This window comes from Dokdonia pacifica (genome assembly GCF_900188275.1).
In the GTDB taxonomy this organism is placed as follows: domain Bacteria; phylum Bacteroidota; class Bacteroidia; order Flavobacteriales; family Flavobacteriaceae; genus Dokdonia; species Dokdonia pacifica.
Genome location: NZ_FZNY01000006.1, coordinates 352602 through 375565, shown reverse-complemented (window position 1 = coordinate 375565; position 22964 = coordinate 352602). Strand labels below are relative to the sequence as shown.

Below are 22964 nucleotides of genomic sequence, written 5' to 3'. Positions count from 1 at the left end.
TTATACGCTAATCTTGCTATAAGACTGCATTACTTTTTGTTGGATTTCCATTCTATCCCACTGTTTACATAAGTTTTGATTTATCTCGAAAGATTTAGCAATCATTTCAAGATTGCTAATTGTTCTCTGTATGATATCACTAATTTCATCTACATCTTCACAATCTGAAATTAAATACCCATTTATGCCATCTGTTATCACTTCTGCTGTAGCTCCTCCTGGGTTTGATTGTATAGGAAAAGCTCCTAAACACATAGCTTCTAACAACGTATTAGGCATACCATCAGAATTACTATTCCCAACATATACTAATGCTGCTCCCATTAATTTTAAAACCTCATCATGGGATAGCTTCTTGTGAAATATTCCTTTTAAATTGTTTTCATCTTTATATTCTATCACCTCTGGACTACAACCAAATACTACAATCTCAAAGTTTACTAGGTTACTTTCTAATGTTTTGAGTGCCTTTAATACAGGAATAGCTCTTCCAGACCTTCCTTGATATCCTTTTACAAGGATGATCTTTCGATCTGAAATAGGTGTATGGTATTGTTTTAATTTCTCTATAGGAAAACCTCCTCCACCTGGGAAAACTCCTAGTGATTCTCCTGAGAAGCCTAGTGATTTTGCTAATTCTTGATCTCGAAGACAGTCTGTAAACAAATAATCTATTTCTGGTAATACTGCTTCAATATCTCGTCTATAACGAGGAACCTCTTTAAAATAAAATAAATCACTGCCCCAAGATGAATATATCCAAGGAATTTTTGATTGCTTCATTACCTGAAGAATTGGAGTACAAGAAACGTATAATGCAAAGCTATGTACCACATCTGGTTGAATTTCTTTTATTTTTTTTCTAAAAACTTTTTCAATATCTCTTTCAAAAATAGGCTTCAAAAAAGGAAGTTTACTCGTTACTTTTTTAAAAAAATAATGCCCTTTTTTAAGGCGGTACTTCCAATTTACATGTTGTGTTACAAAATCTAACTGTTTATTTTCAGGACCTCCATTTACATCAAACCAATGTATCTCATGTTTGCTATCTCTCAACTGTTCTGACCAACGTCGAAAGTGTATAGAATTCATAGATACCATTACTATTTTCATACTACAGATGACAAGTTAATTGTACACGTTATTCTCTGTTTCTTTCTATCAAAAGAATAGTAGTAAGGTACATTGCGATGATTTAATATAATTGTTTCTAGGAGTTTACTATTGGCTTCTTCTAGAGAAAGAAAAAGAGGGGTTCTCTTTTTAAGCGCTTTTTTCACATTTGTTTTTAGTGTCTTTTCGTCTGGATGTGGTTGTACAATAAGTTGTATAACACCCTTCCAAACACCTTCTGACAATTGAAAACAAAAAGCCGTAATTGCATCAAATGTGCTGTTACAATTGATAATAGTTTCTGGCTTTTCAAGCGCTACATACAGGTCCTTATCAGGAAAGACACCCCATGCTCTACCTACATTTGCTACTACTTTTTTATGCTTTCGCGAAAGCGATATATATTCATAATTAATACGCTCTAAATTGTGGTGATACGGCGCTGTACTATCTTTAGATCTATAAAACTTAGGATGCCATTGATGTAAAAGCAATGTTTCTTCTTCATTGAAGTATACTGCAATGCCTTGGTTACGCAATCTCACATGAACATCAGTATCTTCAGAGCCCCATCCATGATAAAACTCATCAAAACCATTTACTTTTTTTAAAATTTCTGTTGGAAATAATGTCATTCCCGTCGCCTCTTCATTGGTGTAAAACTTCACCTGATAAGCTTCAAAAGGTTTTTCTAATTTACTTTCTTCTTCGGTAAGAATTCCAACTTTAAAGTAGTGAACCTCATCAGGACGTACATATTGTTGGATTTTTATCACAAAATCAGGATGGAATAACATATCCATATCTGCCACCATAAAGTAAGGTGTATCACATTGTTTCAATGCAATATTAATTGCTCTTGTTTTTTGCCACAATTGCCCTTGGGTGGGACACGTAACTAGTGTCACGCCATCTAAAGGTTGTATAATATTTTGAAGCTCTTTCTGATATGTAGATTCGCTACCGTAGTCTATCACTACAACTTTCATCTCATTATTTAATTGAATTGTAATAGAGTCAAGGGTACGTTTTACTGTATCAAGATTTCTATTTCTATTAGGAATAACAATAGTGAGTAGCATATATGCTAAATTACGTAAGGTTTATTTATTTTATACTTTGATCTACTATTTTCTTTAAATAAGATTCAGAAAGATATGCTTCAAGATCTGGTCTATTTAATGGTATTGACTTATCTGTTTTCCATTTTGCGTAAAGTGTACTTATTGCTTGAGTTAATGCATCTATCTGATCAAACTCAAATTTATACAGGTAGTCTTCTCCCAATAGACGTTTACTTTCACTATAATAAGGTCCTATCAATAAAATAGGCTTATTTGCCGCAACACAATGTGCAAATTTACCTGGAAGAAAAGGGCTTATTTCTGAAGATGCTTCCAGAATTACATTAACACTTGCTTCTTGTTGCATTTTATACACTTGCTCAAAAGGGACATAATCTTTACTAGCATATATAGCCGTGTTTTTTTTGATTTCTGATTGTAAGTAATTATCAAAAATAGAAGGCTTTCCTAAAAAAATAAGTGTACTATTTTCTTTGGCTTCTGGGTGGAGTTTACAAAAATTGGCAAATGCTATCACCAAAGGTTTTGGGTCACGTAAATCTAGCAAATTACCGGCATGTAAGATGGTAAATTTAGAGAATGAAAAATACGTTGGCAACGTAGTTTCTGCTATAGAGACTTCTGCGATTTGATGTGGAATGATTAATTCTTTTCCATTTATGTCTACAAAATAACTTTGCATCCAGTCTTTAAGTAATAAACTTGGAAACACTATTTTTTTTGCAACCTGAGTCATTTCTCTAAAGAAGTATCGTTTCTTTTTATAGCCTTCAGGAACATAGTTATAAGGTCTAGGATACAATTGTTGTGGGTATGGATCATGTATATAAGCATACCATTTATGATACCACTTAGGCAAACGCAAAACACCAGCATGCATTCTGAAACTTGTTCCTTTCCCAAAAGTCCATAGCATATCAAAATCGTCAGGATGGTATGAATTTATAGCTTTAGCTATCGTCCTAGCATCATTAACCCATGTATATGAAAATCCATGTTTTCGTTCTTGTCGCACACCTATATTATGTTTAAACCAACGATATATATAACGTTGTATTCTACTTAATAGGAAATGTCTCGAATATCTATTTTCTTTTACAGAAATACAGTGTACACCTTCTATCGACATCTCTTTTTGGGTATAATGCAATACGGTTACATCATAGCCAACCTCTGCCATATTTTTGATAAGCGCTACCCTACCTTTTGTACCACTACTATCATCTACATCTATAGATTCTACAGCTATTAATATTTTTGTCTTTGTTTGCAAATGATTGGTATAGGGTTATTCTGTTAGGCTCTGTTTTTCAGAATTCAAATATAAGTTATGTAAAATTATTAGTTTTCTAAAATATCAAATACCTTTGATTGTAGAATCTACCACTCTTAAACACTCTATGAGTACATCAGAAAAATGTCTTATTATTTCACCTATTAATCAATGGGGTGGTGTAAATTTAGATGTAGGCTTTATTGCACAATCTCTATTGCATCGTAATCAAGATGTATTTGTACTTAGTGTAGGTACATATTATGACGATTGCTCTTTATTTGATTTTATAGATTCATCTGCCTATGACTCTGTAGATCGTATACTTTTTAAAAATAATTTTTTAGTAAAAGCCTCCTTACGAATTTTAGGAATTGTAAAGCCAATGTCTATTCCTTTACACCAAAGGTTAAATAATGCTTTTACAAAAACTTTTATAGATATTTACAATAAGCGTCTTTCAGTGCTTGAAAATTATATATCAAATTATGATCGTATCATTATTTGTTCTCAACTTACTGGGACTTGGAATGAAGAGGTTATCAAACTTGCCAAACAGTTACAAAAGCCTATTTACATAAGAGTTACACAACAAATAGCTCCTCATCACATTTTGCCAGAAAAATTATCCTGGCTCAAAGGTATATCACATTTTATACACCATTCAAAGCGTAATCTTGATATACTAGCAAAAGCACTACCTGAAAACAAACATAGTATTATTGATCAATGTGCGATGTGGGAAGATCAGTTTCTAAATGCACCTATTATCAAAAAACCAAGTACTGAATTTTATTGTATTTCGCGTTTAGAACAAACCAAACGCATTGATCTAATTATTGATGCTTTTAAAAGTATTAAAAACTCTGATTTAAGTCTTCACATATATGGAGATGGGACTTTAAAAAATGATTTAGAAAAGCAAGCTTCTAATGATGACCGTATTCAATTTTATGGAGCTATTGCCCTAAAGGATATAGCTAAAGTTCATACAACACATGATTGCCTACTTATTGCTTCATCCATAGAAGGAGGTCCTTATACAGCTATTGAAGCAATGGCTGGTAGTCGTCTTATTATAAGTACAGATGTCGGGGCAATGGCCACAAGATTAGGTAAAGATTACCCTTATTTTGTAAAGGAAGAAAAAGGAGCTATATTATCTAAACTAATGACAACTATTACGCATCTAACTGCACAAGAGACAGAACAACTAAGTCAAGAGTTACGTACTATCTATACGACTAATTATAGTGTTTCAGAGATTGAAAAGGCATATTCACAAGCTATTTTAGAGTAAATAATACTTACTTAATATCGTCTTCTATAATAGATTTTAAATCTAATGCCAATCTTGTACTAAACAGTTCTGCTCCTGTTTTATTAAGATGCATATTATTATAGAATAAATTTTTATCAAAGCTTAAGCTATCTTGTGTATAATCTAATAATGGTATTCCATATTCTTTACTAATAGAAGAAATCACTTCTAGATGCTCTCTTCTATTTGTCACCCTATCTTGTCCTTCTATATAAAAAGGAGCAATTACTAGAGTCAGACCAATATCTTCTTCTTTTAGCTCTTCTATAAATTTTTTAAAACTAGCTACAACTTCAGCATACACTTTAATCTCAATTGAAGTATTCTTACCATTTTCAAATTCTTTATCAAATGCCCTATACCCCTTTACTCTATATACATGTGATTCATTAAAGAGTTTTTTATATAAATCTACATCTCCTAAATATCTATAAAAAGGAATTGTTGTTTTAGCAAGATTCACTCCTTCATAAGTTTTAAACTTATTATAAAACTCAAAATTAAACAGCATATAAGGTAAAAACTGTGTCTCATTATACAAATCACTTCGTCTAGTTAGACTAAACCAATCTATACAAAGCACAATTTGTTTTGGATGCTTATTATGTTTAAAGTATTCTTGATGTCTATATAATTGCATAGGGAATGGAAACCCATTAACACCAAAATTATAGGTTTCTTTTCCCACACCTTCTTTTAGAATAGCAGGATCTACTTGAACCCATGCTCTAGACGATCCATATATTGCCATCTCTGCATCAATAGTACCTTTATAGATATCTCTCCAAGTATGCAATTCCCCTCTAGACATATGGATACGAGACTTTAACCTATAAGACACCAAAAGATCGCCTATAGTTGCAAAACTTAGAAATAGGAGTATATATAAACCTATATGTTTTAATAAACGACGCATTGTATCTTTTAATTTATTTCTTTAATAAACTTTTCCAATATGATGTTATAGTATACCAAGTATACGTAATAGACACTCGATTTCCAGTACCTAAAGCTTTCCATAGGATTTTAGCATCTGTCCTAAAACGATATCCCAGTCCTGTTGCCCATGCACTATTGTTATACTTCAACAAGGTAAGCTGTGCTTTAGTCTCTCCTCTTCCTTTTGCCATTCTATATAAGTACGAATTCGTTAGTCGTTCTTTAGGAATAAAATGAAAAAAAGTATTATCACATACTTGTCTTATTTTATATCCTTGTTTACGAACTTGCATACACCATTCACTATCTCCTCCTGAAGCTAAAGAATTTCCTTTACGATCTGAAAGCTGTGTTTTATATCCTTTAATCAATGATTTTCGCACACCCATTCCTGCCCCATAAACATTGGTCACATCACCATCATTACGGCACCCTAAGGCATAAATACTAGAGAATTTTTCAAACCAAGAAGGTGGCGTCACTTCACAAGCTGCTTTCCCATTCCCACCTACAGCTCCATACTCTTTATTCTCTTTTAAAAAAGTATATGTACGTTGCACATACTCTTCATTAAACCAATTATCATCATCACAAAAAAGTAAGTACTCATAAGAAGCAGTATCCATACCTTTCTCTCTTGCATAACTTAGACCTGGTTCTGTTTCTGGAACCACTTGAAATGTTACTTGCGGTAACTCCTCTTGCATATCCCAAAGATCCTGAGCAACCTTAGCTGTACTATCTTTTGAAGCATTATCTACCACAATAACTTCCATTAAAACACCATCAGAGAGCTTTTGGGCAAACATATGCTCCAACGTCTTTGGAAGTCGTTCTGCGCTATTATAACAACAAATAATTACGGATATACCTTCTTTTTGCCCCTTCATTAATGATCTTTTTTGGTTATGTAATTGAATCTTTTTTTAAGCATTAAAAACCTTTTTTCTATAAGCATAAATGAAAGCCAAGAAATTAAAACAACACTCATCCCATTTTCTGCTAACAAAAGTAGTGTCTTATATTTTACATTGAAAAAATCTGGCAGTAATGGATTCACATATACATCTATATACTTTTTAACTACCAATTTCGGTACAATATTATGATATAAATAAATGCCATAACTTATTTTTCCAAGAAAAATAAGCATCGGATTATTTAATATCAGCTTGCCTCTTAATTTTTCAGTTTGATGATATAAATATATATAACAAATAAGCCAAACCGTAATCATGGACACCGTAGTTCTTATAGATACAACCATCCATTGTTTTGTAGTGACTCCCCATATAAAATACAAGAAAGCAATAACTGCTATAATCCTTAATCGGTTATAATAGAAAATCATTTTTTCTTTCTTATAGGTAATTCCCCATGCTAATAATGAACCAATCCCAAAAGCATCAAAACAAGTAAACGTAAGTATTCTACTCATTTTAACGCCATGAAGCCATAATTGACTCCCTATTCCTATAGCTATAAAAATAAAAATTATAGGAAGTATATATTTCTTTCTAACTAATAAAACTAACCAAGGCCATATCAAGTAATATTGTTCTTCTACTGCTAATGACCACATATGAGACAATATCCCATCCCAAGCTTGTCTATTAAAAAAATAAAAATTTGATGTATATGTAAGATAGTATACAAGAGCATCTTTAATAGAAGTATTTGTACTATCTGCCGCTATGTATACTACAATAATTGTAAGATAGTATATAGGAAAAATACGTAGCGAACGCCTTATATAGAAACCCTTTAAAACATTAGATACGGGTTGCCCTAATGCAATTGCTTTATCTCTATTATCAAATAATATTTTTGAAATCAAAAACCCACTTAACACAAAAAATATATCAACACCAATTTGTCCATTAGGAATGCTATTTAGGATATTTTGTTTTGGAAGCCAATGACTTACAATAACCAACAATACTGCTACAGCTCTTATACTATCTAGTTGTTTGATATACTGCATCCTAAAATCTCTTTTTTAAAAAAGTAGTTGTTGGATATAAATAATCATAGTAAGACAACTTACATTTATGTTTCAAGATTCGTTTTATAATGGTTATAGAAAAAAAACGTTCTTTCCAATAGGCACGTAAAAATTTTTGTTTAGAAACCGTTGAAAACGACATATCTGAAGTTTTTAATGCAAAAGGGAGTTGAAACAACTTCCACTTTATGGGGTTTGCGATAAGGTTACGATAAATCAAATATTGAATTCGTTTTTTAATTTCTGATGCCGTAAAACTGTGAAGTACTTTTGCCTCTACACATTCAATCGCTTTCTTTATGGTTAGATTGTACTGAAGAGATCTTTTTTTAGAAGCTATAGAATTTACGACATCCAATCTATAATAATTATCAGCGATCGTATTATTGGATTTTATCTTTGGTTTATAGGTAAGTGCTCTTACGTGGAGTTCCCAATCTTGCCAAGCAGTAAGGTTTTGATTCCATCCTCCTATATGTTGGAGAAACTTTTTTCTCCATAACACACCCATTGTATGCCATGGCATATCTTGAATAAGAAATCGTATGAGGTATTCTTCATTGGTCTCTTTTTCATGTAGTAGATTCCAATAAATCTGATGATCACCTATATTTTTTTTAAATGTCGCTGTATGAAACACCGTCATATCCAATGTTTCATCTATAGTATTGATACGATTCTCTATACAATTTTCAGCAAGCACATCGTCCGAATCTACAAAAAGCACCCAGTCAGATGATGCAATATCCAGTCCCATTTGGCGTGCACCATTACCGCCAGATTGATAGCTTTCACTTCTTTTATGCAGTTGTATTCTTGAGTTCGCTTTCGCGAAAGCGGAAACAACCTCAACCGTAGTGTCTGTACTCCCATCATCTATAACAATACACTCCCAATCTGAACTAGACTGCGCAATAATAGACTGAAGCGTATCTTTAATAAGTGTCGCCCTATTATATGCCGGTATGATTATAGAAATTAAGGGGTTATTCATTATATATCGCAATTAATTGTTGCGTAAGCGTATGACTATCATAATTAGACACAATATAGTTTCTATTTTTCAAACCTATTTGATTCCAGTTTTCTTTATTTTCAAGAGTGGTTATAATTGCATTTGCCATGGCCTCTTCATCATTAGGAGGAATTATCGTTCCGTTTACTGCAATGCTAGAAACACTTCCTACATCTGTTGCAATAATTACAAGTCCTGACGCTTGGGCTTCCATGAGTACCGTAGGAAAAGCTTCTCTAGAACTTGAAAGGATAAAAATAGCCGCTTCTTGTAATAGGTTACGAACTTCTAAGCTATTTTTAGCTCCTAACAATTGTATTTTATCTTCAAGATGCGTCTCTGCGATAAGACTTTCTATAGATGGGCGTAACTCCCCTTCTCCTACAATTTTATATTTGAAATTGTATTGAGGGGCGCTATCCGATACTATTTTAAGTGCTTTTATAGCGATATGAATTGATTTTTCTTCTACTAAACGCCCCACAGTAATGATAGGAATAGTGTCAGAATCTGCTACCGTATTGGTAGTAGGCGTGTAGAAATCTGTATGTATTCCGTTGGGAAGATCAACGATCACCTCTGGTTTAAAACCTATGTCCAATAAAATCTTTTTATTATAAGTTGAGATCGAAATAATAGCATCCCCTAAATGTATTAAGTCTTTATATATTTCAGGAGTTTCTAGTCCTAATCTCACGTCATATCCATGAAATGTAGTGACTACTTTTATCTGCAATCCTAGTTCTTTAAGCTGTACTGCTAATTCTCCATTAGGACCAAAATGCGCGTGAATAACCGATATATCATTCTTTACGCAAAAATATGCAATACATAAAAATTGTACTTCTAATGATCTTTTTTTAAGTATAAACTTCAAATATTTTGCTAATGAGAATCGTTTATTTTTCCTTAAAAAGAAGAGTTTTTCTAAATAGTTCTTATACTTATTGCTCCCTGATTTAGAAGCTCTCACATCATGCTTAGAAACAAACCGCTTATCTAGCTGATATTTTTCGAAGCCTTTGAGTGCGTCTTCTTGATTTGTCACAAATGACTTTCCATATATAAAAACATTACATTCTTGATCTATTACCTGACATACTTGGTCACGTATAAATGTTTCTGAAAACCTCGGAAAGGTATGTACCCAGAATAAAACAGATGGTTTCTTTTTTACCATAGTATGTGTGGATAGATTTGTTTCATTTGAAATTAAAAACTTGATTCCTAGCGTATTTTTCAAGTTTATAAAAACCTAATCCTTTTTTTTCAAGTAATTGATAGGTATCTATTATATATAACAATCTAAGTAATCTTCTAGTTTTTCCAGAAAGAAGCTTATGTTGTTTTTCAAATTTCAAAAAGGTTTTAAATAATGCTTGTCTTTTTTTGGCGTATATAAACTTATGAATTGTTTTAAGAAACATGATGGCTAAGTACTTTTTTCGTTCTTGAGTATCTAAGGTATAATCATGTGATGGTTGTAGATATTTTTTTATATAATATAGAATAGCAGTACAGGCTTTACTAATAAATACATCATCTTGATATTTTTCAAATCCGTCTTCTAACTTATAATAGAAATCTATATCATCTAGTTTTTTTACGTTAACACCACATAACATCAGTTTTGTATGAAGATCTACATCTTGAAATCTTAACATGTGCTCATCAAAACCTCCATAGTTATCAAAAACTTCTCGTTTCCATATAGGATTAGTAATTTGCCAGGGGATATCATATGACAACAACATTTTTGCATACGCTTGACTATCTAAATCTTTCTCTATCTTTTTTGAAAAAGGAGTTACTGTCTTACCATCGTCACTCAATATTCCCGTAGAGAAAATAAGCCCTTGTATGTTTTTGTTTTTATCAAAACATTGGATGCGGTTTTCAAGACACTTTTTAGCTAATGTATCATCAGAATCTAAAAAGACAAGATAAGCACCTTGACTTTTTTCAATGCCTATATTACGACAAGCATTTGCCCCTTTAGTTCTATTTTTAGGGCGTGTATGTATCTTAAACCTATTGTCCTTTTTTTCAAATCCTTTTAAGACTTCTAATGTATTGTCAGTAGAACCATCATCTACAATAATACATTCCCAATTTGTATATGTCTGACCTTGTATAGACAGTAATGCCTCTTCGATCACATGCGCTCGATTATACGTAGGAATGACAATAGTTACTATAGGCATCATAAAGACGATAGAATACGTTTCTTAAATTGATAGCCTTTATTAAAAAAAACAGCACTTATTTGGTACAATACATAATGAGATGCTACTTTAAAAGAATATAGATAGGACAATTCTTTTTGTATAAAAAGCATATTTTTGAATGAAGGCTTATCATTTAAATACAATTTACATAAACTTTTAAGAAGGAATTTCAAACTTTCAGAAGGGGCATTTTTCTTTTTTAGTTCGTTATACGTTTCTTTATAGAGTAATGCTCTATCTCTTTTTAATCGATCTTTATCTTTATTGAGCATCGCTCTAATAGAGGTATCATGCATTCTTCTGAGTGTTGTAAAACGGTCTAGAACAATTCCTCTTTTACTTTGAAGTGTGAGTTTTGAAAACAAATTATACTCTTGACCTGAAGGCAATTTATTATTAAATCTCAGGCTTTCAAAAAGAGTAGAAACTCCCATAAAATCGGGTGTAAGCCAATTGATTTTTTGTGTCACATAATTCTCATGACTGATTGCACAAGTATCAAACGTATAATAATGATCTTGTTTATCAATAATATCCAAAGGGTCTGGGTGCTGGAAACTTTCAGTTTTTGAAATAACATAATCAAAATCATCAGATTGTAATAGACTTACTTTTTCCTGTAGCATATCTTTTTTCATCAGATCATCACTATCAAAAAACTGAATATAGGTTCCTTGAGCATGATCTAAACCAATATTTCTACAAGTATTCCCTCCTTTTTTGAGATGTGCAGGACGTTGTAGTACTTTAATACGTGTATCTTCTTCGGCTATTTTTGTAAGTAATGCCATACTAGTATCTGTAGAACCATCATCCACAATAATGCACTCCCAATTTGTATACGTTTGATTTTGTATAGACACTATTGTCTCTTCCAGAAAAGAGGCTCTATTATACGTTGGTATTATTATGGATACTAGATTTTTCACTTATCTATAATTTCGTAAAAAACTTGGATTTTTCTTTTAACTTCTTCTATACCAAAAAGTGCTTTAATCTTTACGCGTTGTTTTTCGACCTCTGACATAGTGAGCACTGTATCAAAATCCTTTTGTGTAATATCATCTAATGCATAAACCTTTAAGTTATTTTCTTTTGAAAGCTTATAGAAAGGACTTTTTTTATTTAAAAAAATCTTTGCGCCTTTATAAGACATGACAACAAAATTCCCTCCTGCTTGTTGCCTACGATGATTAAAAATAACAATACCGCATTTAGATAAAATCTTATCATACTCAACTAATGGCAGAAACTCTGTAAGAGGTTCGAAGTTTTCCCCAAAACATTTTTCACCTTCCTTGATTACTGTTTCTATATACTCTTTATCTCCTCCATAATTTAATGGTACAATAATCTTTCTATCTGTTATATCAATGTTCTTTAGCATTTCAAAAATATCCAAATGATTGTTTGAATAATCGCCCGAATTACCTATTAAAACATCTTTTTCTTGAGTAACATCTTTTTCTAAAGACTTATTAAACTTTAATTCATAAGAGCCATAATTAAAAGGAATATAAGAAAGTCTTTTTGAGACCTTATTTATATAATACATTTCATTTTTAATAACTGGCGCAACATAGTCTATCTTAGCTATTGCTCTCAGATAGCTATTAGGATGCTTACTCTTTATTTTTTCAAAGATTTTATTTCCAGGGATAAATTTATAGGGAATACTTCCAAATATTCGGTAAATGATATTATTTGATATTATCCTCTCAAATACAGAAAGTTTTAAGTTTAACTGTTTTCTTGTTTTAGGTTCTAATAATCGAGATTGAAAAGGAAACCATTTATTATAAATACCGAAGCCCCATGAAAACCAAATAATTTTTGAGTTCCCATTATAGAAATTCAAAATATGGACATTAGTACCTGACAAAGAATGAAAACATATAGCGCTATAATTATTCAATGAAATACTATGTGCGTATTCCTTGAATGCTTTTTCACTAAACATAACTTTTTTAATAGCTAGATTAGATTTTACATGTTTAACCACATGATCTTGTGATTTTACTATTAAATGATATTCTTCTTTGAATTTAGAAGGAACTCTTGAAAAAACATCAATGGCAGCGTCAATGAACTTATCATCGTGAAATACATGTAATATCGTAGTTGAATAGTCCAATTTACTCTTTGTTTAGGTTTATCTATTGCAAACACATTTCATAAGAATCATCTATAGTTTTGTGAACCATAAAACCATGCTTTTTATAAAATTTTATAGCTTTCGTGTTACCTTTATTGACTTCTAAAAGTATTTTCTTTTTATAAAGTAAAGATTTCTCTATTAATCTATTTATTAAAATAGTACCATAGCCTCTTTTAAGATATTCTTTTTCAATACTAATATTAGAGAGATATAAATATTGGTCATTATTATAATATGCAGCTAGACCAACCAAATTATTATCGAATAAAATTTCTATGGTATCTGCCTTATTTGATAATTTATGACTGTAATCTTCAAGGTTAACATAAGTACTTAATGGTGGAACATATAATCCTTCAACATTCTTTAAATGTTGATAGATCATATCATACGAAGACGTATTTTCTTTTATGCTAACTATTTCAGACAAATAATTCTTTTAATAATTTAAACGTTTTTTTAGACTCTTCTTTTATTTTTGGAAGTCTTTCATTCAAACCTTTCCTTACTTCTACTCTATTCTCCCAACATTTTTCAAATGTTTTTGACATTAGGTCTATGTCATTTGGATCTACTAAGAATTCTTTTACTCCAGCTACTCCTGCAAATCCAAGTAATTTATGTGCTTTAGGTTCATGTCCATAATCAATAATAACTGTTGGTACAGCCTGAGATAAACCAGCTACTGCGGCATGCACTCTACCAGAGATCAACATATCAAATCTACCAACAACTCCTTTTGTATCCCATGTATTTAATACATTATCTATTGACTTAATCCTTGTTTCATCAACATTTCCTCTTCTTCTAAGAAACTTTTCAAATTGTTTAACAATAGGGTAATCTCTTCCTCTTTGCAATTCAAATTCAAGTGGAGGTATTGGAAAACCATTAGAATGCGAAAAGACACAAAAATTAACATCTTTATTCTTTTGTAAAAAATCTTCAACAGCAATTAAAAAAGGTAAGAAATCCTTTTCATTTCTATCTTCTTTATCAAAGGGACCTTCTAAAAAATTCCAGCCACATATCACAAAGCCTATTGTTTTTCTATTGTTATCAAAAGCATTTGTCTTTACAACTTCCGCATCTATCTTTTCCGAACTAGATGGTTGAAACAAAAATGAAGGGCATACTAAACTATGCGTATTTGAGACATCAAAACCATAATCCTTTAATAAGTTCTTACTGATTGCTTCTCTATTTGTAACTACATCAAAATTTTGATAAACCTCTTTAGCAAAATCTAACGTATCATTATTAGAAAAAGGACCGGGAGAACCACATATCATTGCCGTTTTTTTGCCAAGAAGTTGTGCAACTCTATTCTTGACTAATCCAACATAAAATCTATTTTCTCCTAAAAAATTTGCATTGTCTCCCCATATATCGCCACTAAAATCTATTATTAAATTAGAACTTAGTACCTCCTTAATAAATGGAGTTTCTTCCTCAAGAAAAGAATCACTAGCAAATCTTTTTGCTATTTCTAGTTCACGATTAGCTATTACAATATCGTCTTTAGACCAAGAATAATAGAGACTCATTGGTAAAACACTGATGTTTTCATCATTTTGAAAACGATCACTAAGTTGAAACGTAGTATTAATAATAGTACCATTACCAAACTCCTTGTGTAATAATCTAACTAGTGGTTCAATAATATAATAGTTACCTATATTACCAAACTCCATTCTACCCCAATGTAAAGTACATTGTCCTATTATAAGTATCCTCATATAATTTTATATTCATTTAAACTATTAATGATTTCCTCTTTACTTCTAAACATTAAGTGATCTATTATAGATAAACCTGAAACAAATTCAGTATTATATTGTTTATACTCTTGTAAAGTAGACTCTAAAAAATTTAATGTAATGCCGTCCTTAGCAAATCTTTCTTTACTATAGAGTTTTTGTCCTCCAATACTATTAATATAACTATTTGAATTTATTTTCTCTAAAAGATGAATAATCTTATCTCTCCCTTTATAATCAGGCAGATCACTAGATAATGTTGATGATCTGATAATCTTTGTTTTAATTTCTAAAAATTCAACAATCAACTTTATTGAATTGTATATATATTCAAATAAATTATTGTTTTCAAATAGAAAGATAGACTTTATGAGTTCATAATTTTCCTCAAAATAGGGTGCCTTCTTATATGAGGATTCTATTTGCCTTAATAGCTTGGTTATTGACTTTAAATGATCATCGGCTAGAAATTTATTCTCAATTAATTCAAAATCCGATGACTTTTTTAAAGGAATCGTAAATAATTTATCCTCATTATTGAACAAATACCGATTGCGATTGATCCACCCCTTCTTAGTATATTCTATATTATCATACACTATAAATTCATCAACACAATTAATAAGTTGCCAATAGCCTATATAAGGTAAAAAATAGGGTTGCATTATAGCTGACTTCATACCAACGCAGAATTTACAATACCACAAATTCTTTCCACATCAATCAAATCTAAATCAGGATACAATGGCAAACATAATATACGTTTTGAAATATCTCTTGAGATTGGAACATCTGCAAGTTCTACATATGGAAGTTCATCTAAACTAGGAAAAAAATATCGCCTAGCATTTATATTATGATCACTTAAACCAGCTGAAACCTTTAATAACACTTCTTCGCTATCAAATAGTACAGGATAATAAGAATAATTTCTAATAGTATTTTCTCGATATGTTAATTTCTTAATCGCTGAAGTCAATAAATGATCATAATGATCACTAATCGCTTTTCGCTTTAAAATCACATCATCCATATATGGAAGTACAGATAGGCCTAATGCTGCCTGTAGTTCATTCATTTTTGCATTTATACCTTCTCCTTGAAACTCTGTGTTATTCTTGTGTCCAAAATTATGCAACGAATATATTTTCTTGTACAATGTTTCATCTTGAGTAATTGTACATCCTCCTTCACCTGTCTGAAAAACTTTAGTTGCATGAAAACTGCACGTACTTATAGTTCCATAATTAAAAAGTGATTCTCCATTATATTTTACACCAAAACAATGTGCTGCATCATATATAACGGGTAAGGAGTATCTATCTGCTATTTCTTTAATTGCAATCACATCACAAGGATTCCCATACACATGAGTAGCTAGGATTGCACACGTATTTTTATTTATAGCCGCTTCTATTTTAGTAGGATCAATTGTTAAACAATCTGGTGAAATATCTACAAAAACGGGTATGCAACCTTGCCATTTAATAGCAGATGTTGTAGCGACATAACTAAAAGGAGTTGTTATAATCTCCCCTTTTAAATCTAATGCCTTTATAGCTATTTGTAATGGTAATGTCCCATTAGACATCGCTAATAAACCGTTTACATCAAGATAATCACATAATCGTTTTTCAAGATCTTTGACTAGCTCACCTCTATTTGTTAACCAACCGCTATCCCATGATTTTTTAAAAATATCAATAAACTCCTCATAGGGTGGCAAAAAAGATTTAGTTACATTAATCATTAGAAAGCCATTTTACATGAGGTTTAATATACCCCGGTTCTTTACCCATAAATACGCCTATATCACGTTTAGCATGAATAACTTGTAATGAAAACACATCATCAAATCTTACAATAGATCTTTTTCTATCTTCTACTAAGAATAGATTAATGTAATAGGTACCTTGCTTTATAAAATCCTTAGGAAATACTGCCTGAATTGAGTTTTGACCTTTCTTTAATTCCAAGCCAAAATTAAAAGGCGAAAATGTAAATAACGTTTCTCCTGTCTCATTTTTAAAATGAAAGGTAAGCGTATACTTTTTTACATCATCAACAAACAAGTTGAAATTAAATTCTAATACTACGGTACTCTTTTCTGTCACTACAGAATCATTAGGGCTTTTAATATCATAAGCCTTAATTGTTTTTAACTCAAGAGCCTCTGTTTTAAAATCTTCACTATATTCTGTATAATTAACTTCAGAATGTGCTCCCCCTAAATAAATACTAACCGCATCATTTGCAGATCCGTAGTAAATTATTTTTCCGTTTTCTATAATTAAACCACTAGTACATAGACTCTTCACAGCAGCCATATTATGACTTACAAACAATACAGTACGTCCACCTGTATTTGAAATGTCTTGCATCTTACCAATCGCTTTCTTTTGAAATTCAGCATCACCTACGGCTAGTACCTCATCTACTACTAGGATGTCTGGTTCTAAAAATGCTGCTACCGCAAAACCTAAACGCACTCTCATTCCACTAGAATACCGTTTTACAGGAGTATCTATATACATTTCACAACCTGAAAAGGCAATAATCTCATCTATTTTACTAGCAATTTCTGCTTTAGCCATACCAAGTATAGCACCATTTAAAAATATATTTTCTCTACCAGTCAATTCAGGATGCATTCCTGTCCCCACTTCTAATAGACTTGCAATAGTTCCACGTGTTTTTATGCTTCCTGTGGTAGGAGCAGTAACACGAGATAAGATTTTAAGCAAGGTTGATTTTCCTGCACCATTCTTTCCAATAATACCTAGAACTTCACCTCGTTTTATTTCAAAATTAATATCCTGCAATGCCCAAACATAGTCAGAACTCGCTTTGGCACTTCGATCATTGACACTACCTACTTGAAGATACGGATCTTCTTTGCCTCGTATTTTATGCCAAAATCTATTAAAGTCATGAGCCAATGTCCCTAGCCCTACAAGTCCTAGTCGGTATTGCTTAGATATATTTTCTACTTTTAATATAATATCGCTCATAAAAATTCTTTTGGAAATGCATTTTTAAGCATTATTCGCACTTCTTTTAATTTTTCTATATCTGGAATCGTTTCTACAGTAGAAAAGATCGCCTCATATTCTTGTAACGGTATCTTCTCTTCTATAAATATGGGTTTGTATGGCGTGATTCCTACTGATAAAAAGTAGTCATCATATTTTACATTATCGCCACTTAGTTTATTTGAAAATTGCACCCAAACCGCCGGTATTCCATACGTTTGAGCCACAATAACTCCATGCAATGATGAACTTATAATCTTTTTACATTCTAAAATCCGATCTGTAGTGTGGTATACATCATCGTTAATCAAGTTAAGTACTGTTGTATTTTCTTCAGTATCATACCAACCAGACACAACATCATAATCTACGTAATGTGGAATAAACCCATACGCATATTTCTTTTCAATAGCTGGCACATAATAATCAGGCAATAAAATAGCCGGATCGCCATATACTTCAGGACATGAATAGCCAAGTTCTAGTATACGCTTTCGCGAAAGCGGACCCCGAACCGCACAAAATGTAGCATTAGAGAATTGATCTTTCCTAGATATAATACCACTTCCCCACACCATAGCTTTAGGTTGCGTATAATTCATGATACTCCCTATGGCCATCAAATATGATTTTTTAAACCAGCTTTTCTTCTTTTGAGGGGCATTATAAAAAGATACTTCTTTTCCTGATACCCAAGACACAATTTGAGCAGATAAGATATCTCCATAATTTTCTTGGTCTTTTTTTTCAAAAACCTTTGAAGACCAATAGAAAAGAGGAATCTGTTTACTCATATTATACCGTATCAATAAACGTTTTTTCAGTTTTATTAAAAATAACCAGCCCAATTAAAACTAGAAGAATACTAAGAGCAAAACTTACTAATAATCCTTTTATATTCGGGTTTCCTGTATCTAACAACATATAGCGATACGCTTCTACCACTTGAGCTACAGGATTATACTCAACTATCGCAGCATATTCTGATAGTTTTTCTTTTACTAATGCTAATGGATACATTACTGCAGATAGATACAGTAACAATCGCATACCAAAAGTTATAAAAATATTAAAGTCTCTATATTTTGTAGTGAGCGCACTTAGAATCATTCCCATTCCTAATCCTAACATAGCCATTGTAAGAACAGCTAATGGCAATAAATAAATGTTACTACCTACACTCACTGACTTTCCTTCATATAAAAGAAAATAAAGAAAGAACACAAAGAAAATAAAAAGCTGAATCGTATACTTAAACAATCCTGAAAGCACCCTAGATAAGGGCGAGATAAATCGAGGAAAGTACACCTTACCAAACAAACCTGCATTAAGTTTAAAAGTAGATGATGTATTCGTAAGACACTGTGAAAAATAAGCCCAAATGGTTAACCCTGAAAGATTAAAAAGAAATGCAGGGACCGTTCCTGTATCTATACCAGCTACATTATTAAAAACCAATGTGAAAATTACAGAGGTAAATAAGGGCTGAATTAAGTACCATAAAGGACCTAAAATAGTTTGCTTATATACTGTAACAATATCTCGTTTTATAAACAAAACCAGCAGGTCACGATATCTCCAAATTTCTCCAAAATTAAGATCTATAAACTTTCCTTTGGGTTTTATCTCGTATAACCATTCTGTCTCTTCTACTTTACTCAAAATATTCTATTTAAGAGATTTAAATTACTTTCTTCTAAAAGCTTTACTTATTTTCTTACGCCAACGCTTAAAGAACGGAGCCCTCTTAATATCTTCATGATATCCATTACCATAAGCTCCATACCCATAGCCATAACCGTAGCCATAACCATACCCATAGCCATACTTTCCTTTGTTTTGAAAATAATTTAATACAAAACTTACATTACGCACCTCTCCTTTAGTATGTTTTTCATTAATCAGATTTAACATCCCTTTCTTCGTATACCCTTGTCGGATCATATACAGAGAAGCATCTGCATAATTCATAATCTCTAAGGCATCAGCTACTAAACCTACAGGAGGTGTATCCAGAATAATGTAATCATAAGTATTCTTTAATTCTTCCATAAAATCTTTCATGGCATCACTTAGTAATAACTCAGAAGGATTAGGTGGCACAGGACCTGATAAAATAATATCTAAAAATGGAATCCCACTTTCTTGTTTAATATCATCAATTGAATTTTGACCTATTAAGTAATTCACAACCCCCATTTCATTAGACAATTCAAAATCATCAAAGATTTTAGGTTTACGTAAATCTAGACCTACAAGTACGGTTTTCTTTTCGCTTAAAGCGAAAACAGATGCTATATTAATAGAAGTAAATGTTTTTCCCTCTCCACTTACAGAAGAAGTAACCAATACCGTTTTTGCTCCTTCTATGTCCTGCTTACGGTACATAAACTGTAAGCTTGATCGTATCCCACGAAAGGCTTCTGCTATAGCAGATCGAGAACGATCTCTTACTACTAAATTATTACGGTGTTTACTTTTTCCTATAATACCTAATACTGGAATTTTAGATAATTTTTTAATTTCTTCTGGATTACCAATTTTTGTATTAAAAAACACCAATAAAAATACGAGCACAAGTGGAATCACACCACCTACTAAAGAAGCAATAATATAGTTAAGACGTGTATTCGGACCAATTTGCCCTCCTCCTACATCTTTTGCTTCATCAATAAATAAAATATCAGAAACATTAGAAGCTTTTATAATTGTTGCTTCACTTCGCTTTGCTAAATACAAATTACGTGCACCTTCACTTAGTGCAAATTTTCGTTGAATATTAGCCAACTGTTGCTCTGCTTCAGGAAATTTTCGCAACTCTGACTCGGCAATACTTATATCTCTATTAACTTCTCGAATCTCTCTATTAATAATGTCTGTAGAAGATGTTATATTCTCAAGAAGCACCTCTTTTTCTGCATTAATACTTCGATCTATCTCTCTAAACTTCGGATTACTTTCCTTGGCTGAATATCGTAAATCACTACGCTCTACAGACAACGCTATAATTTTTGTGACACTAGCAGAAATGGCTGCTTCTTCTATCCCTGATACCGAAGGAGCTGGCACACTTGTATAGTCTGTTCTTGACGTGAGGTAGTCTTCTAGAATCTTATAGTAAGATAAACGCTGTTCTAATTCATCTTTTTCAAGATCATACTCTTTTAATTTACCCGTTAATGTAGCCGATCCCCCTTTGAGTGCAACATCTACATTATTATTTTTAAATTCATTTAGTTCATCAATTACTTTCTGTAAATCTTCATTACGATCTACCAAGCTACTATCTATAAACTTTATGGTATTAGTTGCAAATAGATTTTTACGCTCTAATTGATCTCTCTCCCTCACAATCACGGAAGCATTCAAAAAATCTACAATACGCTCTTTATTGCCCCCAGTAAGGCTTAATTCTAAAATTGATGACCCTCTTGGAGTTTGCGTAACAGAAATACCTTGATAACGTTTTACAGTACTATTAAAACCACCAAAATTGACAAAATATTCCCTTCCAGATCTAGGAAGTACTTCTGTCTCTTGAAATACACCTTTCAGAAAAGGAAAGTTTAAAGTATCTCCTAATTGTACAGTTTCCTTAAACTCTGGTGTTGGTACCGACACATAATCATATTTATGAGTACTGTAGTTATACACCCTTGCTTTATTATTTGAAAAAGGAACTGATAATTCAAAAAGCCCATCCCCTTTATCTTTTATTGTAATGCGCTGATTATATAACTGAGCTTTCGTATCGTCTAGCTTAATTTTGAAAGGTGTTTTACCATACACATCAATCAAATTATATTCTCCTTGCCGTAAATAACTTATATAATATTGCAAATAAGAGACTACCTTTTCGTTGTGTGTACGAGATTTAAAAAGAATAATATTGGTTTGCACTTTATCTGTAGTACCTCCCCAATTAAAAACAAGACTTGTATTTCCTGTAAATAAAGGATTTTGATCATCTTTGATAGAGATCATATTAGTAAGTCTATATACAGGTAGTTTACGCTTATTTTTATCATAAGCTACCCCAAATGCAATAGCAAGGCAAATAATAAATAGCGGCCAAAAACTTAAGACTTTTAGCAAAAAGCCTTTAAAATCAAAGAAGCTACCAGAATCTTGTATGTCAAAATCTTCATCCATAATTTATAGACGTGTAAATAATAATATCGTTGTGGTAAGCGCTGTTATTACCGTAAGGATTGTTCTAAAACTATCTAAACCAGTTGTTCCTGCTCCTAAACTCTTTTGAGGTAATGGATTTACCACAATCATATCATTGGGCTGTATATAATAATAAGGAGAACTCATAGCGTCAATAGTTGTCAAATCGATATGATGTATTTTTTGCCCTCCAGGATATTGTCTGATAATAATAACATCTGTACGATCTCCTGTTAAAGGAATATCTCCCGAGTTTGCAATCGCCTGCATGACAGATAGTTTTTCTGTGAGCTCCGTTTTTATACCTGGACTTCCTATCTCTCCAACCATGGTATATCGTATTCCTGCCAACTTCACTGTTACAAAAATATTGGCTTCTTCTTCAAAATAATCTTCCAACAATTTTTGTTCTACAATGCCTCGTATCTCTTCTGTAGTACGTCCTAGTACATTCATTTCTCCAAGAGTAGGCATACGTATATTCCCGTGTCTATCTACTGCAAAACCATCATAATAATACCCTTCATTAAGACTGGTAGACCCAGATCCGACAGGATTAAAAAACTCCACAAGTTCCTGATCTAAAGCTTTTAAACGCACACTTAATACATCACCCACCTGAACTCTATAGGGTTGTTGTTGTAAATGTAAACTTATAAGACTATCATTAACTTTCTCAGTATTTTCTTGAAGATACGTGAGCTTTTTAGTAGGGATACAGGAAGAAATGCTCGCAAGGATAACGAGCAATATAAGCACAGCTGGGTATTTCATCAGGTTAAGGTTATGAATAACAAATATAGGCGTTCATCGTTAATAATGAAACTTTCATAGAGCTTTAACGCTTATTACACTTAATATT

General features: G+C 32.0%; 21 protein-coding genes. 1 reads left to right on the top strand and 20 read right to left on the bottom strand.

From position 1 onward, the window contains the following. From CHB80_RS18370 to CHB80_RS18360, 3 genes are read right to left on the bottom strand one after another with little or no spacing between them, the layout of a single operon-like run. Nucleotides 1–1092 carry a glycosyltransferase family 4 protein gene (locus tag CHB80_RS18370; protein ID WP_244905575.1) on the bottom strand — a complete coding sequence of 364 codons (1092 nt, stop codon included), beginning with the start codon at nucleotides 1090–1092 and terminating at the stop codon, nucleotides 1–3. Nucleotides 1093–1109: 17 nt separating this feature from the next. After that, nucleotides 1110–2195: a glycosyltransferase family 2 protein gene (locus CHB80_RS18365; protein WP_089372963.1), complete on the bottom strand. Its 1086-nt coding sequence runs from the start codon at nucleotides 2193–2195 to the stop codon at nucleotides 1110–1112. A gap of 25 nt (nucleotides 2196–2220) precedes the next feature. Continuing rightward, nucleotides 2221–3471, bottom strand: coding sequence for a glycosyltransferase family protein (locus CHB80_RS18360; protein WP_089372962.1), 1251 nt, complete (start codon nucleotides 3469–3471; stop codon nucleotides 2221–2223). Between the two features lie 127 nt (nucleotides 3472–3598). Here CHB80_RS18360 and CHB80_RS18355 point away from each other — a divergent pair, with 127 nt between their 5' ends. Then, nucleotides 3599–4771 (top strand): glycosyltransferase, encoded by a 1173-nt coding sequence (locus CHB80_RS18355; RefSeq protein WP_089372961.1) that lies wholly within the window; start codon nucleotides 3599–3601, stop codon nucleotides 4769–4771. A 7-nt stretch (nucleotides 4772–4778) separates the two neighbouring features. Here CHB80_RS18355 and CHB80_RS18350 read toward each other — a convergent pair whose 3' ends face one another. Genes CHB80_RS18350 through CHB80_RS18270 form a run of 17 tightly spaced genes read right to left on the bottom strand, consistent with a single transcriptional unit; the run spans nucleotide 4779 to nucleotide 22876 of the window. Beyond that, complete coding sequence (locus CHB80_RS18350; RefSeq protein ID WP_089372960.1) at nucleotides 4779–5708, bottom strand: polysaccharide deacetylase family protein; 930 nt, start codon at nucleotides 5706–5708, stop codon at nucleotides 4779–4781. A gap of 13 nt (nucleotides 5709–5721) precedes the next feature. Next, complete coding sequence (locus tag CHB80_RS18345; RefSeq protein ID WP_089372959.1) at nucleotides 5722–6621, bottom strand: glycosyltransferase; 900 nt, start codon at nucleotides 6619–6621, stop codon at nucleotides 5722–5724. Further along, nucleotides 6621–7715, bottom strand: a complete 1095-nt coding sequence (locus CHB80_RS18340; protein WP_089372958.1) for an acyltransferase family protein — start codon at nucleotides 7713–7715, stop codon at nucleotides 6621–6623. The genes CHB80_RS18345 and CHB80_RS18340 overlap by 1 nt, the downstream gene beginning before the upstream one ends. A 1-nt stretch (nucleotide 7716) precedes the next feature. Further along, nucleotides 7717–8730 carry a glycosyltransferase family 2 protein gene (locus CHB80_RS18335; protein ID WP_089372957.1) on the bottom strand — a complete coding sequence of 338 codons (1014 nt, stop codon included), beginning with the start codon at nucleotides 8728–8730 and terminating at the stop codon, nucleotides 7717–7719. Further along, a complete protein-coding gene (locus CHB80_RS18330) occupies nucleotides 8723–9931 on the bottom strand; it encodes a glycosyltransferase (protein WP_179218213.1) in 1209 nt (402 codons plus the stop codon). Before CHB80_RS18330 ends, CHB80_RS18335 begins: the two co-directional genes overlap by 8 nt. A gap of 22 nt (nucleotides 9932–9953) precedes the next feature. Beyond that, a complete protein-coding gene (locus CHB80_RS18325; protein ID WP_089372955.1) occupies nucleotides 9954–10958 on the bottom strand; it encodes a glycosyltransferase family 2 protein in 1005 nt (334 codons plus the stop codon). Further along, complete coding sequence (locus tag CHB80_RS18320) at nucleotides 10955–11908, bottom strand: glycosyltransferase family 2 protein (protein ID WP_089372954.1); 954 nt, start codon at nucleotides 11906–11908, stop codon at nucleotides 10955–10957. The genes CHB80_RS18325 and CHB80_RS18320 overlap by 4 nt, the downstream gene beginning before the upstream one ends. Beyond that, complete coding sequence (locus CHB80_RS18315) at nucleotides 11905–13113, bottom strand: TDP-N-acetylfucosamine:lipid II N-acetylfucosaminyltransferase (protein WP_089372953.1); 1209 nt, start codon at nucleotides 13111–13113, stop codon at nucleotides 11905–11907. Before CHB80_RS18315 ends, CHB80_RS18320 begins: the two co-directional genes overlap by 4 nt. 22 nt (nucleotides 13114–13135) lie before the next feature. Further along, nucleotides 13136–13522 carry a GNAT family N-acetyltransferase gene (locus CHB80_RS18310; protein WP_143337179.1) on the bottom strand — a complete coding sequence of 129 codons (387 nt, stop codon included), beginning with the start codon at nucleotides 13520–13522 and terminating at the stop codon, nucleotides 13136–13138. Nucleotides 13523–13559: 37 nt separating this feature from the next. Next, complete coding sequence (locus CHB80_RS18305) at nucleotides 13560–14831, bottom strand: polysaccharide pyruvyl transferase family protein (RefSeq protein WP_218823097.1); 1272 nt, start codon at nucleotides 14829–14831, stop codon at nucleotides 13560–13562. 41 nt (nucleotides 14832–14872) lie between these two features. Next, the gene (locus tag CHB80_RS18300) at nucleotides 14873–15577 is read right to left on the bottom strand and encodes a WbqC family protein (RefSeq protein WP_089372950.1); all 705 of its coding nucleotides are present in this window, start codon (nucleotides 15575–15577) and stop codon (nucleotides 14873–14875) included. Next, nucleotides 15574–16647: a DegT/DnrJ/EryC1/StrS family aminotransferase gene (locus CHB80_RS18295; RefSeq protein WP_089372949.1), complete on the bottom strand. Its 1074-nt coding sequence runs from the start codon at nucleotides 16645–16647 to the stop codon at nucleotides 15574–15576. The genes CHB80_RS18300 and CHB80_RS18295 overlap by 4 nt, the downstream gene beginning before the upstream one ends. Continuing rightward, on the bottom strand, nucleotides 16640–17908 hold the full coding sequence (locus CHB80_RS18290; protein WP_089372948.1) for an ABC transporter ATP-binding protein: 1269 nt from the start codon (nucleotides 17906–17908) through the stop codon (nucleotides 16640–16642). Before CHB80_RS18290 ends, CHB80_RS18295 begins: the two co-directional genes overlap by 8 nt. Further along, nucleotides 17905–18723, bottom strand: a complete 819-nt coding sequence (locus CHB80_RS18285) for a polysaccharide pyruvyl transferase family protein (protein ID WP_089372947.1) — start codon at nucleotides 18721–18723, stop codon at nucleotides 17905–17907. The genes CHB80_RS18290 and CHB80_RS18285 overlap by 4 nt, the downstream gene beginning before the upstream one ends. Before the next feature lies 1 nt (nucleotide 18724). Next, nucleotides 18725–19591, bottom strand: coding sequence for an ABC transporter permease (locus CHB80_RS18280; RefSeq protein ID WP_089372946.1), 867 nt, complete (start codon nucleotides 19589–19591; stop codon nucleotides 18725–18727). A gap of 24 nt (nucleotides 19592–19615) precedes the next feature. Continuing rightward, on the bottom strand, nucleotides 19616–22081 hold the full coding sequence (locus CHB80_RS18275) for a polysaccharide biosynthesis tyrosine autokinase (protein WP_089372945.1): 2466 nt from the start codon (nucleotides 22079–22081) through the stop codon (nucleotides 19616–19618). Nucleotides 22082–22084: 3 nt separating this feature from the next. Continuing rightward, nucleotides 22085–22876, bottom strand: coding sequence for a polysaccharide biosynthesis/export family protein (locus tag CHB80_RS18270; RefSeq protein WP_089372944.1), 792 nt, complete (start codon nucleotides 22874–22876; stop codon nucleotides 22085–22087). Between the last annotated feature and the right edge of the window lie 88 nt (nucleotides 22877–22964).